10 protein-coding genes are annotated in these 14,333 nt (G+C 59.8%); 4 read left to right on the forward strand and 6 right to left on the reverse strand.

Annotated features, from left to right (window positions below):
* Positions 1–21: 21 nt before the first annotated feature.
* Entirely contained in the window at positions 22–1,407 is a 1,386-nt protein-coding gene (locus tag KUV67_05210) for a hypothetical protein (protein MBY6204268.1), read from the reverse strand.
* 151 nt (positions 1,408–1,558) lie between these two features.
* Here KUV67_05210 and KUV67_05215 point away from each other — a divergent pair, with 151 nt between their 5' ends.
* The gene (locus KUV67_05215; GenBank protein ID MBY6204269.1) at positions 1,559–1,897 is read left to right on the forward strand and encodes a GIY-YIG nuclease family protein; all 339 of its coding nucleotides are present in this window, start codon (positions 1,559–1,561) and stop codon (positions 1,895–1,897) included.
* Between the two features lie 122 nt (positions 1,898–2,019).
* Here the strand turns inward: KUV67_05215 and KUV67_05220 are convergent, their stop codons facing one another.
* Together KUV67_05220 and KUV67_05225 are read right to left on the reverse strand one after the other, a co-directional pair.
* Positions 2,020–2,610, reverse strand: coding sequence for a hypothetical protein (locus KUV67_05220; protein ID MBY6204270.1), 591 nt, complete (start codon positions 2,608–2,610; stop codon positions 2,020–2,022).
* Positions 2,607–4,784, reverse strand: a complete 2,178-nt coding sequence (locus KUV67_05225) for a hypothetical protein (GenBank protein ID MBY6204271.1) — start codon at positions 4,782–4,784, stop codon at positions 2,607–2,609. The genes KUV67_05220 and KUV67_05225 overlap by 4 nt, the downstream gene beginning before the upstream one ends.
* A 586-nt stretch (positions 4,785–5,370) precedes the next feature.
* Here KUV67_05225 and KUV67_05230 point away from each other — a divergent pair.
* A complete protein-coding gene (locus tag KUV67_05230; GenBank protein MBY6204272.1) occupies positions 5,371–8,181 on the forward strand; it encodes a DUF2339 domain-containing protein in 2,811 nt (936 codons plus the stop codon).
* A 73-nt stretch (positions 8,182–8,254) separates the two neighbouring features.
* A complete protein-coding gene (locus KUV67_05235; GenBank protein ID MBY6204273.1) occupies positions 8,255–9,112 on the forward strand; it encodes a DUF4238 domain-containing protein in 858 nt (285 codons plus the stop codon).
* A 177-nt stretch (positions 9,113–9,289) separates the two neighbouring features.
* Here the strand turns inward: KUV67_05235 and KUV67_05240 are convergent, their stop codons facing one another.
* The 3 genes from KUV67_05240 to KUV67_05250 all read right to left on the reverse strand — a co-directional run bounded on the left by KUV67_05240 (position 9,290) and on the right by KUV67_05250 (position 13,088).
* Positions 9,290–10,564, reverse strand: coding sequence for a hypothetical protein (locus KUV67_05240; protein ID MBY6204274.1), 1,275 nt, complete (start codon positions 10,562–10,564; stop codon positions 9,290–9,292).
* A gap of 316 nt (positions 10,565–10,880) precedes the next feature.
* On the reverse strand, positions 10,881–12,050 hold the full coding sequence (locus KUV67_05245) for a phosphoglycerate kinase (GenBank protein MBY6204275.1): 1,170 nt from the start codon (positions 12,048–12,050) through the stop codon (positions 10,881–10,883).
* A 279-nt stretch (positions 12,051–12,329) separates the two neighbouring features.
* Positions 12,330–13,088 carry a hypothetical protein gene (locus KUV67_05250; GenBank protein ID MBY6204276.1) on the reverse strand — a complete coding sequence of 253 codons (759 nt, stop codon included), beginning with the start codon at positions 13,086–13,088 and terminating at the stop codon, positions 12,330–12,332.
* 345 nt (positions 13,089–13,433) lie between these two features.
* Here KUV67_05250 and KUV67_05255 point away from each other — a divergent pair, with 345 nt between their 5' ends.
* The gene (locus KUV67_05255) at positions 13,434–13,982 is read left to right on the forward strand and encodes a helix-turn-helix domain-containing protein (GenBank protein MBY6204277.1); all 549 of its coding nucleotides are present in this window, start codon (positions 13,434–13,436) and stop codon (positions 13,980–13,982) included.
* The last annotated feature ends 351 nt before the right edge of the window (positions 13,983–14,333 follow it).

Consider the following 14,333-nt stretch of genomic DNA (forward strand, 5'->3'; position numbering starts at 1 on the left):
CACGTCTCCACAGCTTTCCAGCTACTCCTCGCGTTCGACTTCCGCACTCCACAGCGCCGGGGGCAGCGGAATCTCGGCCCAGTCGCCACGGCGATCATCGAGCAGCGCGACGCGTAGCCCGCGACCGTCGGGCGTAAGCTCGATGGGCTGGTTCTCGTCACGGAGGTCGGGCGGCAGTCGCTCGATCAGGGCATCGGCGCGTTCGCCGCTGCCGGCCTGCGTGCGCATCCACGCCAGGCTCCGCAGCTGCCGAAGCCTTGCGTCGAAGTCCAGCATGCGGTCGGCGTAGGCGCCGTAGACCGCACCGCTGCCCAGACCGGTCATCGTGCAGCCCAGGAAATTGCCGACGCAATCCCAGCGCAGGAGCACCTCGCTGCGTGAATCGGGCCAGTCATGGTCCGGTCGCCCAGGCACCTCGGGCCGGCAGTACGGGGCGAGCTGCTCGGCCGCGAGGGCCACGGTCGATTCGGGGTCGTAGACCAGCCGACCCAGCACGCGGCCGGGCCACGAATCGGCCTGCATGACCGCTTCGGTCTGCCCGAAGAGGCCCTGCTGCACCCGGAACTCGCCGCGCAGCGCGTGGCACAGGCGCAGATCCCGGTCGGCGATCGACGCAAGCGCTGTGTTGCATGCCTCGGGGAGCGGCCGATCCACGGGCCATTCCGCCAGCATCTCGGCCAGCAGCTCACCGTAGGCGCGGCCGGCGTAGGCGATGCCGACCATCGCGCCGATCACCAGGTCCGTGTTCAGGGTCAGCTGGCGCCAGACGGCGAGGTCGCGGCAGGTTTCGGCCACGGCCTGGTGTTCGTTGCCCTGGACGAATTCCAGCGCGTGCGCCGTCATCGGCAATGGCCCGTGCACGAAGGCCGGCATCGGTGCCATCAGCTTCGCCGGCATGGCATTGCGCAGCACCTCGAAGTCACGAAGACGCTGGATGCGCGCCAGCAGCCCCTCGTTTCGCGCCAGGGCCTGCGCCGTGGCCTCGGGTGCGGCCCGCACCTGCGCCAGGCAGCCCGTCTCTCCGTCCGTCCGGCAGAACGAGTCACGATCTTCCTGCGACGGCGACAGGTTTGGATAGTCGTCGCGTCGCCAAGCCGTATCCTCACGAAGGACATCACCGGGCGCCTCGTCCGCAGCCCAGTCCTCCGGCCAGCCGGCCACCTTCGCCACATCGGCCCGCAGAACGGCGTCGATCTCGTCGAGGGGAACGTCCCGTTCCAGCGTCCAGAGCAAGCCGTAGGCATCGGGACCATCGGGCAGCTCATCCTGCTGCATCAGCTCGACCGCCGCGCGCTGCTCCGCACCCGGCGTGGTCAGGCGCGAGAGGACGATCAGCAAAAGCGTCAGCGCGACCAGCACAAGAAGCACGAGGCCGGCGTTGCGCAGGATCCGAACGGGTTTCTTCATGGTGAGTCTTCTTGGATGCTGGAAGGTGAATGCCGAAGCGTGAATGCCGAAGCGTGAATGCCAAAAGATGAATGCCAGGTGCCGGTCTCAGGATAGCCAATCCTCGGCGGTCCAGCAGGATCTCCGCAGGCCCGTCCAGTAAGATCGGCGAATGGACGATGGATTGCCCGAGACCACGTGGTGGATCTACGTGCTGGACTGCGATGGACGGCTCTATACTGGCGTCACCACCGACCCCGAACGGCGCTTGCAGGAGCATCGCGACGGACGCTCCCGGGCTGCGCGATTCACCCGCGGATCGGCGTCCATCGAGCTGCGCTACGCCGTCGCCGTGGGCGGACGGTCACTGGCGCTGCGGGCCGAGTACCGGCTCAAGCGGCTGTCGCGTTCCGAGAAACTGATGCTGTGCGCACAATCCCCTTCCACCGCCGAGCTGCTCGAGCGACTTGCCTTGCGCGCTGATCGTCGACAGGACCCGGGAGGAATCTGACTCCCGCCATGGCCTACAGTACTGTTTTTACGTGCTTTTAACAGTGGGTGTCTCCGTTATCGGTAGTCGGCAAGGCACGTTTGGTCTCCCACATGGGGCGTGGCCGAACTTCGCGGGCACGATCAGGCTGCGCGACGCTTGGCACTACCGGCGGCGACCAGGATCAAGAATCCCAAGACCAGGAACATCTGCGCGAGGAGAGAAAGCGCGGGGACTGGTACTGCCTCCGGAAGTGCGGGCAAGAAGGTGATTTCGAAGCTCGCTTCATCATCGCTGGGATCCGGATCTGTGAAGCTTGATAAGTAACGAATTTCTAGGGTTTCATTGTCATCCACAATACTCAAGGCCCTCAGCGTGAACTGACAGTCAAGAGTCTGATTCACCAACAGCGGCGATATTTGCCAGACAATTCCGTAGTCAGAAAGATCAACGCCTCTGCCTTGCGCAACAGTGAGCCCAGGGCAGTCGATATCAAACGGAAATGAAAAATTACGGATAAGGCCGGTGGCGCCAATGACCAAGAGATCAGCGTCAGCCGGGCCCTCATTTGTTGAGAGAAAGCTAACCCGAATTTCTTCGCCTGGACGGATTGTGACTCCATCGACCTCGCCGTTTGCGACAATGCCCAGCGCAAGGTCTGTATCACCGCCCGAATATGCAGCTATTGGCATGCCGCTGAGCAAGATCATTGCGGCAAAGATACATGCCTTCATTGTTCAAAGCTCGACGCAAAAATAATCTCTGGTCGATCCCGGTACGCAGCAATTACCGGGGCAGTCAGGACAAATGCTTTAGCATTTTCTCGGACATTTGGAATTCCGGCTGGAAACCCATTGCACTGAGCGCACACAATATCGGCATTTGAATAGAGTAGGGGCTGAGTGCACGGCGGCGAACCACCCCCGCACCATAGTGGCCAATTAGCAGTCATTACAGTTGTGAATGCCCCTCCCGACGTCGCATCGCTGTAATGACCGAATGCGTATGGATAGGACACCTGCCCGGGAGGGTCTCCAGGATTAGCCGGCGACTCTTCCGGGTTATGCTCGCCGCCAAGGTTGTGCCCGAACTCATGCACGTCAATGTTCTGCCCGATCTGGTTGCTATAGATATTCACGGAGAATGCTGCGAAGGAGGAATCCCCCAGTTGAATGCCTCTCGGGATATTCGCGTATCCAGAAAACCCGGCTCCGCTTCCTATCGTCATTGTTACCAGATCAGCACCAAGTTGATCGCGCAGCGCCTGCACGAACAAATCCCCCTGCAGCCAAACCAAGTCGTCAAAAGTATTGCCCGAGTCATCATAATCAAGCCTATCGGCGTATATTAGATTTAGCTCAGCATCAACTTGACTTTCATTGAGAGCGAAGTTTGTTGTATTGAGCCTTGCTTGGGCAAAGAGCTGCAACTGATCGCTAATTATTTGCGCCCCCCCCGATTGCTGCTCTAGTGCATCACAACTTTGCGAAAGAATGAGGTCGCAAGCTTGATTGCTCGCCAAGAACGCGACATCAATGCTTGCGGAACCCCCTCCAGTGGATTGCCCGCCAGTCGCCTCACCTTCGATAAAGCCTGGAGCCTCAGGCTGCGAATTGAGCTCTACGCCGCAACCAGCATAGGGCTCGCTCGGAACGCTCAACGAATGCCCCGTGGCGCCAGGTGTTACTACAAAATTCTGAGCTTCAGTAACAATCGTTGCATAAATCTTGGACCCTGAGCCGGTGATGACAATCGACTCGAATCGTCCAGGCAAATGACCTTCCCATAGCCAGTCCCCATTCTGATCCTCGAAATGACTCCTCGTAGCAACAACCTCTCCAATATTTGGCAGAGTTAAAGACAGTTCCGGCAAGTTGTGTCTTAGAAACTCAATGTTGGGGCTGATCGCATAGGACTCTTTGAATCCATCTGCAGGAACGCTCGCTGACAGGGAAGATCCCCACGCCGGAGGAGAGGGCGCAATCTCGCTAAGCGTGAGACCATCTTCTTCATTCCCGAAGACCTTGAATGCACGCCCGTTTGCAATCACCTCACCCATGACAACGCCGCGCTCACTAGTGACGTGCATCGCAACCCCGCTTCCCTCTCCAGCCCATGAGAACGACTTTGCAACCTCAGCGCGAGGGTCTGGAACCAACTCTCCACTACAATCCAATCGCTCAACAAAACCGTCGCCTGCATCGAACTTTGACAGAAACACCTGCAAGGGAACTGTCTCTCCCGGCAAACTTAGCTCAACTTCCTCCGGTCGGTTTGCTAGTGTGACCAGGAAATTCGAAATCCGATGCTCAGCAACGAAGGGGGCAGGTGCAAATGTCGAAGGCCCAGTTAGATCGATTCTCACGATTTCTGATGGGCTTGGCGCATAAGCGGAACTATCGGCCAATGCTATGTGTCCTGACTTAAAGCTTTCGGAAGCCGATGCCACTTCCGACCCCCATTTATCGACGGCCAAGAAGGAACATTCCGCAGGAGTCAGTGCCACAACACCTGTGGCACCTTCGATTGTCTTGAAATTAAGGCTGCCAAGAATGCCGGGAGGAAGGCCGGATAAAGACGGGTCGACAGCCAAAACTCTCACAAAGTCATCGTTTGGAGCGGGGAGCCGCCGGCACACTTTAAGTACACCTCCCGTGCTTGTTGCATCGCCCTCTTCCTCGACAGAATTGCCACAAAAGTCGATTGAATCAAGATCAACTCGAGTTTGATCGAATTGCAAGTCGAACTGCAATCCCACGACGTCTTCTACATTGCTCAAATGCAAGCCGACACTTGCATTTCCATCGATTTCTATCGCCGTGCCCACGGTCAAGATCTCATTTTCAGCCACGACGCGGTCGGCGGACATTAACCACCAGATCGCAATATAGAGCAAGAAATATTTCATCGAATTACGCCTACGTTAAAGCCCCAGCCCGATAGTATTTGAAGACGGCCAGTTGTCAACCGTGAAGGCGACTCAGGTGCTGCACCGTGCGTCTCTTAGCACTTCACCGGAGACAACACCTACTGGACATATATGGTCGCCTTCGCCCGGTCAAGCCTGATTTTTCGCCTTCTGGTCCGTTCAGCGCCGAGCGAGACTGACCTCCGTCAGGCGGAAGGTCGCGTGTCCTGATTGTCCGACGAAGAAAGAGGATCTGCTGACATGTATTCGGGCCCTCGATGGAGCGCTTTCATTCGCTCCGGCCCAACATGAATTTAGAGATGACCCCGGGGCGTATACACCCATTCGGTTTTTCACCTTTGTTCAGTACCAGGCTCTCCCGGGGCCGATGACCTTTGTCCTCATCGGTGCTGCAGACTCCGGAATTCGATCTGTGGGTGTCCGCGATTCCCCAGGCGTTTCCCCCACGCGATTCTCTCGAGGATTCAAGCACGCAGATGAATTGTTTCCTGGATGCAAGCCCCGAGATTGACAAAATTCAGCCCCTAGACCATGGTCCCAGCCAGGTCTCGGGGAAGAACACTGCATGGAATCCGTGGTCGCGCTGTTCCTGCTGGGCTGCCTGGCGCTGGTCGTCGGCGGCATTCTTGGGCTGGTGGCCTTCGCCAGGACCAACACGCTTCGGCGAGAGCTGCAGGATCTGAAGGCGCGCGTCGCGTACCTGGCGCGAGAGCGATCCGACCGACGAGACGAAGGTGCCGAACGGGACGCGCCGGAACCGCGCACCGAGCCGACGCCCGACACTCGCCGGGACACACCCCCCGCACCGCCACCGGCCCGGCCGGCCGAACCTGCTCCTGCCAGCCCGGCCACCATGGCGTCGGATACCAAGCAGCCGACCACGCAGTCTCCCAAGATCGAGCAGCCCGGCGAAGCCGCTTCGGACCCCCGCCCGACACCCCCAGCGCCGCCCGCCCCACCCGCCTCGACGCTCGTCCTCGACCCCTGGCCGTTCTTCAAGGCGCTGCAGCGCAACTGGATGGCCTGGCTGGGCGGGCTCTCGATCGCGCTGGCCGGCATCTTCCTGGCTCGCTACGCCATCGAGCAGGGCCTGCTCAGCCCGGGCTTGCGGATTGCGCTGGGGATCGGAGCCGGCGTGGCGCTGCATGCCGGTGCCGCGTGGCTGCAGACGAAGAGCGGCAGCTACCCGTCGCTGGCGGCCATGGCCGGCGGCGGCAGCATCACCCTGTTCGCCACCCTGCTGGCCGCCTTGCACTACTACCATATGTTCAGCCCGACGCTGGTGTTCGTGGTGCTGGCGCTGGTCGCCCTGGCCACCATGTGGCTGGCCGTGTCGCACGGCCCCCTGCTGGCCATCATCGGCATGCTCGGCGCCTACGCCGTGCCGATCCTCGTCTCGACCGGCAGCGGCAATATGTTCGCCGCGTTGATCTACGCCCTGATCATCACCGCGTCGGTGCTGCTGCTCGCGCGCGTGGTGCGCATCGGCTGGCTGTGGTGGGGCGCGGTCGCCGGCGCGCTGGGCTGGTGGCTGCTTTCGCTGGACAGCAGCCAGGTCGACGGCATGCGCGGGCTCTACCTGGCCGCGCTGGCCTACCTGCTGCTGGCGATCTGCCCGTACAACTGGCGCCTGCTGAAGACGCATCCGGGTGGCGTCTGGCTGCCGAGGCGCTTCAAGCGTTCCGCGAAGGACGGAACGGAAATCCAGTCAGACGAATCGCAGTCCAACAAGAATGAGGCCGACGACGAGACCTGTCCACCGATCTGGGAGCGCGGGATGCCGGCGGTCCTGCTTGCCATCGCCCTGGCGCAGCTCGGCTCCGTGCTGCACAGCGGTTGGTTGCAATACTGGCCGGCGTTCTTGGCCCTGCCCGCCCTGCTGCTGTTCGTCGCCCTGCGCCAGCCGCGCCTGCTGGCCGTGGTCTGGACCCTGCTGCTGGGCACCTGGGTCTGCATCGTTTCGCTGTACACGACCATGCCCAACCTCGACCTCGGGCGGATCAACGAGCCGGTCAACACCTACGGCGCGCTGTTCCTCTCCCTGGCCAGCCTGGCCTTGCTCCACCTGCTGGCCGCGCTCTGGGCCGTGCGGCACGGTCGTCAACGCGCGTGGTGGGCCTCGGTGCTGGCCATGACGCCGGTGCTGTCCTGCCTGTGTGCGTACCTGGCCGCAAGCGAGGCCACCCGCCCGCTCTACTGGACGCTCCTGTTCGCCGGCGTCGCCGCGGTGCAGATGGCCGTCGCGGTCATCGCCACGAATCGAGCTACCAAGCGGTCATCCGACCGGGACGGCGCGCGCTGGATCGGCATCTGGCACTTCATCGCCGGGCACAGCGGCTATGCGCTGGCGGTCGCGGTGGCCTTCGAGGCCGCCACGCTGACCCTTGCCCTGGCCGCGCAGGTGCTGTCGCTGGCCTGGTTGATCCGCCGCTTCGAGGTTCCGGCGATCGGCTGGCTGTTGAAGCTGGTCGTGGCGGTCGTCGTGGTGCGCCTGACGGTGAATCCCTGGCTCGCCGACTACCCGGACCTGTGGCACTGGCCGCTGTGGACCTACGGCGGCGCGACCCTGTTGTGCTGGGCAGCCAGCCGGCAGTTGATCGACCATTCCAGGCTGCGCGAGTGGACCGAGATCGCCGCCCTGCACCTGTTCGTGCTGACCATCTGGGCCGAGGCACGCTACCTGCTGCACGACGGCCGGATCCTGTTCGCCGAATACAGCTTCGCCGAGGCCACGCTCAACATCGGCCTGGCCGGGGCCCTGAGCCTGGTCTACCACCAGCGCGCCCGAATCAGCGACCGCCTGGCCCGCTGGTACCGCGGCTATTCCCTGGCGCTGCTGGCCATTGCATTGCTCAACTACCTGGGCATCCTGCGCAGCCTGCTGGACAGCGACCGCTGGGCCGTCGACGCCATCGGTGCGGAGCCCGTCTTCAACCTGCTGACGCTTGCGCTGGGCCTGCCCATCGTGCTCGGAGTTCTGTTCGCCCGCTTCTATGAGAGCGCGAAGAAGCCGGCGGCCTTGTTCATTGGAATTGCCGGCTTCGTCTTCGTGTCGTTCCAGGTGCGCCACCTCTGGCAAGGCACCGTCTCACTCCAGACCAGCACGCCGGCCGGCGAGCTGTACACCTACTCCGTGGTCTGGCTGCTGATGGCCGTGGGCGCGATGCTGCTGGCCGGCATGCGACAATGGCCCAGCCTCTATCGCGGCGGCCTGGTCCTGCTCGCGGTCGTGATCCTGAAGATCTTCCTCATCGACCTGTCCGACCTGGACGGCCTGCTTCGCGTGGCCTCGTTCATGGGCCTGGGGCTGGCGCTGGTGGGGATATCGTTCCTGCACCAGCGGATCAAGCCGGGGGCGGGGGCCGCGAATCTATAAGCCTGTCCCTAGAAAGTTGCAGAGCGAGACATCACGAATTAGCCGTGAATTTTCAAGACCTTGGACAATCGCCATGAGCAAAAAGGCAGCCCCTAAACAACAACATTGGGTTCCGAAGTTCTACCTAAAACACTTTGCCATTTCTCAAACTAGAGGGACGAAATCGCCGAAAGTGTGCGTCATTGACAAGAGTGGTCAAATCCCCGAGCCGAGGGCGATGTCAGTGAACACGCTCTGCAGCCAGAAGCACCTCTATACCCCTTTTGATGAAGAGGGAAATAGAGACATGTCCCTAGAGAACGAGTTTTCGGCAATGGAAGCCGAGGCCGCCGACTACTGGCCCAGCCTAGCAGACGGGAACTTTGCCCTAGATGACAATGAGGAAAAAAATAAAGTGTCAGACTTTCTAGCGGCTTTACACTTAAGAAATAAGCGCCTATTTGATCTCCAGAGTAGCCTTATGGCAGACCGAGACAGACTATTTGGAGGCGCAATCGCAACAGGAGAAGATGGCTCCAAGCGATTTATTGAACCGTTCGAGAAAACGCCTGATCCTACGGACCCTGGACGATTTTTCGCAGAGTCGACTCGGCAGGGGATAGCTAGAATCTCCAAGCGCCTCAGCTCTTTCAGATGGACTATTCTTCGAGCTAGAGGTGATCAAATACTCACTTCAGATATACCCATTACATTTTTTGATGATCACGGGAAAGCCACCGGGCCAGGAAAAAACAGAGTCAATGCAATTTTTCCGATAGCGCCGTCAAGCATTCTTTTTCTGAAAGACAAAGAAGGACAGGATCAAGTTGCTCCTAAGGTCGATAGCGAGACTTTAGGGCTATTCAATAGATTTACATATGAGAATGCTTCTCGATTTGTCATCTCAAGCGCCGACCCGAAGCATTTCGACTCTGGAACTTCTGACACTTAAGCAGATAAATCAATCCGTGCCAGATAAGCACATAATGCGGACCGGCTCCAAAGTAAGTGTCGAGCATCACCCGTCCACCAGCAAAGGCACTCGCCTTGATGACGCCTTAGTGCGCCAAACAGTGGATGCCCAAACTGCCCAAGATAAATTTAACAAACGCGAAAAAATTCGCCATTGTTAAGACCGAACAGCAGCGCCGGAGAACCAATCAGACGGCGTCGATTGGTCGTAGAGCGAGATAGTCTCGATTTCTGATATTGGAATTACCTTTGCCCAGTCAACGATGCTGAAGCTTTCTGGCGCTTCATTTGCAGACAGCAGTTGATCATAATCATCAAGTTCTGACTTGATATCCTCATCCGCCAGATCTTCTCCCAGCAGACGTCTTTTTTCCCTAGTAGTAGCACCATACGCTAATGCCAAGCGCTGCCGCCATCTAATTAGCTGCCAGACTGCAAACGAGAAATAGTCAAGCCTTGATGTGAATTGCAACGTGTATAAAGAACGGGCAGCAGAAAAGGCCGGGACTAGCTCCAAAGACTGCCCTTGCCAATCTGTACTTGCCGGAGGCATGCGGAAAATTAGGCCGGCATAGACTTTTCTACTCTTCAAACAAACAAGCACCATGTGTTGTCGTTCAAATGCTTCGATCGCAACTTTCTGTATTGGGCTGCCACTTCTCTTCACCCACTCACAATATGCCAGCTGATTCAAGTTCGGAGCAGACTCTTCAGATAAAAGGGACGGGTAGCTATTATGCAAATAGCGCTTGAGATTGATACTACGCCAGCACTTAAGAAACTGTCGAAATGAATTTCGCTTCGAAAGAAGATTGATGCCTGATAAGTATCTGACAATCTGATCGCTCAGACTGATCAAGCGTGAAGTAAGAGTCGCTCGGAGAATAGGCAACGAGTTTTCCGCAGCAGCAAAGGCAATCCACAGTGAAGCGAGCAAAACTGAGAAAACCAAGGCTAATATCAAAAGAGCCAGCACGTCATTAGATGCACCAGCCCATACAGACACAAAGCCAACCGATGAAACCTCTGCAATAAAATGCTCGGAGAAAAGAAAAAGGATAAAAAGTAGAGCGGTTAAGAAAAGCAGAACGCCTGCCCCGATTTTTAGCTTGACAAATCTTGTGCGAAGCCAAAGGGAAACGGTAAGTATGGCGTATACGAATACCGCGCCGATGATGGCGGCAAACACTTGCGCCGTGGACTGACCAGGAAGGCTTTCCAAGACCCCCCAAAACACCGAATCTCTTAATTTCGGCCTTAGCCACCACCCAAACAAAGCAAATACCGCGCCAGTAGAAGACGCCAAGAAAAACAAGCGCTGCCCCTCGGCAGAAGCGCATACAAATCTTGTACGTAGGTACGCTGCGTTAAAAAGAAAACCCAGAAGCAGGAATGGCAGCGCCTGCAACACCGCCCCAGCAGTTGCAGTCATAAAAGGCCCCGGGAGTTAGCCCGCCTTTTTTCGTGTTTTCTTTATCACTTCGTATGCGCGACGAGCGTCCGCCCGTGAAACACGAACACTATCAATATCCATCTCAAGTGCTCCCCAAAAGGAGATCTTGTCTTTTCGTGAAGAACTCACGCTGCCAGCCCGATATTTTCGGACAACTGCAGGCAAGTCTGAATCTCTTGTTGCGGGCTTTTTGATTGCGGTAGCCATTAACTTGATCCCCACATATATGCATGTAATTGCATAAAGAGCGTAGTTTTTTTCGAACCCCAAGGCTCATTAATATATCACATGAAGCTTAGCGTTCGTTTAAGACCCTCAACGCAGGCAGCTCATTTCCTTCCACGTACTCCAGAAAAGCCCCACCCGCCGTCGAGATGTAGTCGACCTTGTCGGCCACGTGGTACTTCTCGATCGCCGCGATCGTGTCGCCGCCACCGGCCAGGGTGAAGCCCGGGCAGCTGGCAACGGCGTGGGCGATCGCCTGGGTGCCGGAGTGGAAAGCTTCGAACTCGAACACGCCCACCGGGCCGTTCCAGATGACGGTGCCGGCGCCCTTGATGATTTCGGCCAGGCGGCCGGCGGTTTCGGGGCCGATGTCGAGGATCATTTCGTCGGCGTGGATCTTGGACACGTCGCGCAGGGACGCGTGGGCGTCCTGGTGGAAGCGCTCGGCGGTCAGCACGTCGGTGGGCAGCGGGATGGATGCGCCCTTCTCGTCCGCCTTCTTCATCAGCGCCTTCGCGGTATCGACGAGGTCCGGCTCGTGCAGCGAGCTACCGATGCGGTAGCCGGCCGCGGCCAGGAAGGTGTTGGCGATGCCGCCGCCGACGATCAGCTGGTCGACCTTCTCGATCAGCGCCTCCAGCACCTGCAGCTTGCCGGAGACCTTGGCGCCGCCGACAATGGCCACGAGCGGCCGGGCCGGGTCGGCCAGCGCCTTGTCGAGCGCGGAAACCTCGGCGGCCAGCAGCGGGCCGGCGCAGGCGACCTTGCTATGCCGGATCACGCCCTCGGTCGAGGCCTGGGCGCGGTGGGCGGTGGCGAAGGCGTCCATGCAGAACACGTCGCACAGCGCGGCCATCTTCTCGGCCAGCGTGTCGTCGTTGTCCTTCTCGCCCTTCAGGAAGCGGACGTTCTCGAGCAGCACCAGCCGGCCGGGCTCGACGTCGACGCCGTCGATCCAGTCGGTGACCAGCTCGACGGGCTGGCCGAGGAGTTGGGTCAACTTTTCGGCGACGGACCTCAGGCTGAATTCTTCGCTCGGCTCGCCCTCGGTGGGGCGGCCCAGGTGCGACATCACCATCACCGCCGCGCCGGCGTCCAGCGCCTGCTTGAAGGTCGGCAGCGAGGCCTGGATGCGCGCATCGCTGGACACGTGGCCGTTGCGGATCGGCACGTTCAGATCGGCGCGGATCAGCACGCGCTTGCCGAAGAGGTCGAGTTGGTCGAGGGTCTTCATGGTCACTTTCTGCTCAATTCGGATCGATTACGAAATCGCCGCCCGCGGGGAGCGGCTCGAAACGGGGTGCAACGCCTTGGGGCCAAGGTTGCCAGATTCGGGGCGGCAGTGCCAGCGGCCGGGGCAGAGCTGTTCGAGAGCTGGTGGCTTCGGGCTTCAGAGGATCAACGCGAAGGGGCGAAGAAGGCGAAGGAAAAGCTGGAAAATGGAACACCAAAGACACTGGGCCCCAGATCGAGTTCGGGACGACGGAAATAGTCGGCGGTGTCGATGGGGAGACGGTGGCTAGCGGCCCAGTTGGGTGTCGACCCAGGCTTGCTGAATTGGCGGGCACTCGTAGACGAACGGTTCGTCTGGGTCGAAGCCGTTTTGCGGCGGGCGGCCGAGACGGTCGACGCTGGGAAGGATTTCCCGGAGGACCGCGACCCGCTCCCGATCAGCGAGCGGCAGGCGGTCGATGATCCGGAACAGGTAGTTGCGGCCGCAGCGGGAGGCGGTCCAGAAGTCCAGTGCCAGATCGCGCAGGTGCCGATCGCTGGAAAACAGGTGGGCGGCCAGAACCTGGTGGTCGGGCGGCGGGAAATCGACCCGCGATTCCGCGGGCTCGCCCAGAAGACGAACAATGTGCTGCGTTGCGGGCCAATCCTTGCTTCCGAGCTGGCAAAAGCTCACGACGATCCTTCCCTCGTCGCTCCGGCGGCGGGCCGTGACCAGGTGACGCTCTCCGACCGACCACCCGACACCGCAGGACGCTTCTGCAATCACGCTCCGCAGTTGGACCGTGGCCGCGACCTCGCCTTGCCAGACGTGTTCGACACGCAATGTGTAGAAGACAGGTTCCCTGCTGGATCTGATACATCCGGGCCCTTCGCATTGATTCGGGACTTCCCGACCAATGACAACGCCGGAGAACACGAATTCGTAGTCGTTTAGAAGCGCCTGGCGAGACGGAAGAGGCCCGACGGCACAGCTGCAGGCCCAGCCAATCGCCGGAGCGACAAGAAGGAAAAATAGAACGAGCTGTTTGATCCGAATATTTCGCATCGAGAAACCTCTGCCCACGCCGGAGGCCAGCCTAGGTCGGCTGTGGTTTCGAGTCAACGGATGATGGCTCGCCCGGCGGAGCCGGCCTCCCAGAGTTCAATCCGGCAAATCTGCTGTTCTCTTCGCGCCTTTGCGTCTTCGCGCTCCTCATCTAGAGATCGAAACCAAAGACACTGGGCCCCAGATCAGGTCTGGGGCGACGGCTGTACAGGCGCTTTCAAGATCCCAAGTGGTTGAAATTGCTGCGCTGTCCGGCGCGTTTCGGGTAGATTGCAGGTTGGTGTCGTGTTCAATCGGCCGCTCCGGGCCGAGGATGGTGGCGCCTCGAATGCGACAGGAAGCGCGATGATCGTTCGCAAGCTACGTCTCCGGAAGGGCTGGTCGCAGGACCAGCTGGCCGAACTGGCCGATGTCTCGGTCCGCACGATCCAGCGGATCGAGCGCGGGCACGCGCCGAGCCTGGAGACGGCCAATGCGTTGGCCGCGGTGTTCGAGGTGGATGTGACCACGTTTCTTCCCACCCCCGAACCGGAGCACGACGCCATGACCGACCCCGACCGCCACACCGCCGAAGGCAGCTCGACCCAAAGCAGTTCGACCGACAGCAGCACCACCGAACCCCCGAAGCGCGAGCACCTGGAGGCCGACGAGGCCGAGGCGCTGGAATACGCCCAGAACGTCTCGGCCTTCTACACCGGCGTGCTCAGCCTGGTGATCCTGGCGGCGGTCTTCTTCACCGCCTTCGGCTTCGACGAACCGGTCCTCTGGGTGATCTTCGGCGGCATCGTCATCGGCCTGGGCATCCAGGGGCTGGCGGCCTACGAGATCATCCGTTTTCCGTTCCAGAACCTCGAGAAGAAGCTCGCCGAGAAGAAGCTGGGGCGAAAGCTCTGAGGGTTGGGCCTGGGCGTGGGTCCGGGCCGCTTCTTCTAGATGAATAGCGCAAAGACGCGAAGGCGCGAAGGTGCGAAGAGAAACGCTACAGCACGGACGTGTGAAAGTTACTGGGCCCCGGGTCAAGCCCGGGGCGACAGGGGTTGAGCACATTAAGGGTTCAGATCCTGTCGTCCCGCACCTGATGCGGGACCCAGTGTCTTTGTCGTTTTCAGAAAATCGCTTTTCTCTTAGCGCCTTTGCGTCTTCGCGCTACTCATCTTAAGAACAGAACCAAAGACACTGGGTCCCAAATGGAGTTTGGGACGACGGCGGGATGAACGTCGCTGGGCCCCGAACCGAGTGGCGAAG

This window comes from Halomonas denitrificans, from assembly GCA_019800895.1.
Lineage (GTDB): Bacteria > Pseudomonadota > Gammaproteobacteria > Xanthomonadales > Wenzhouxiangellaceae.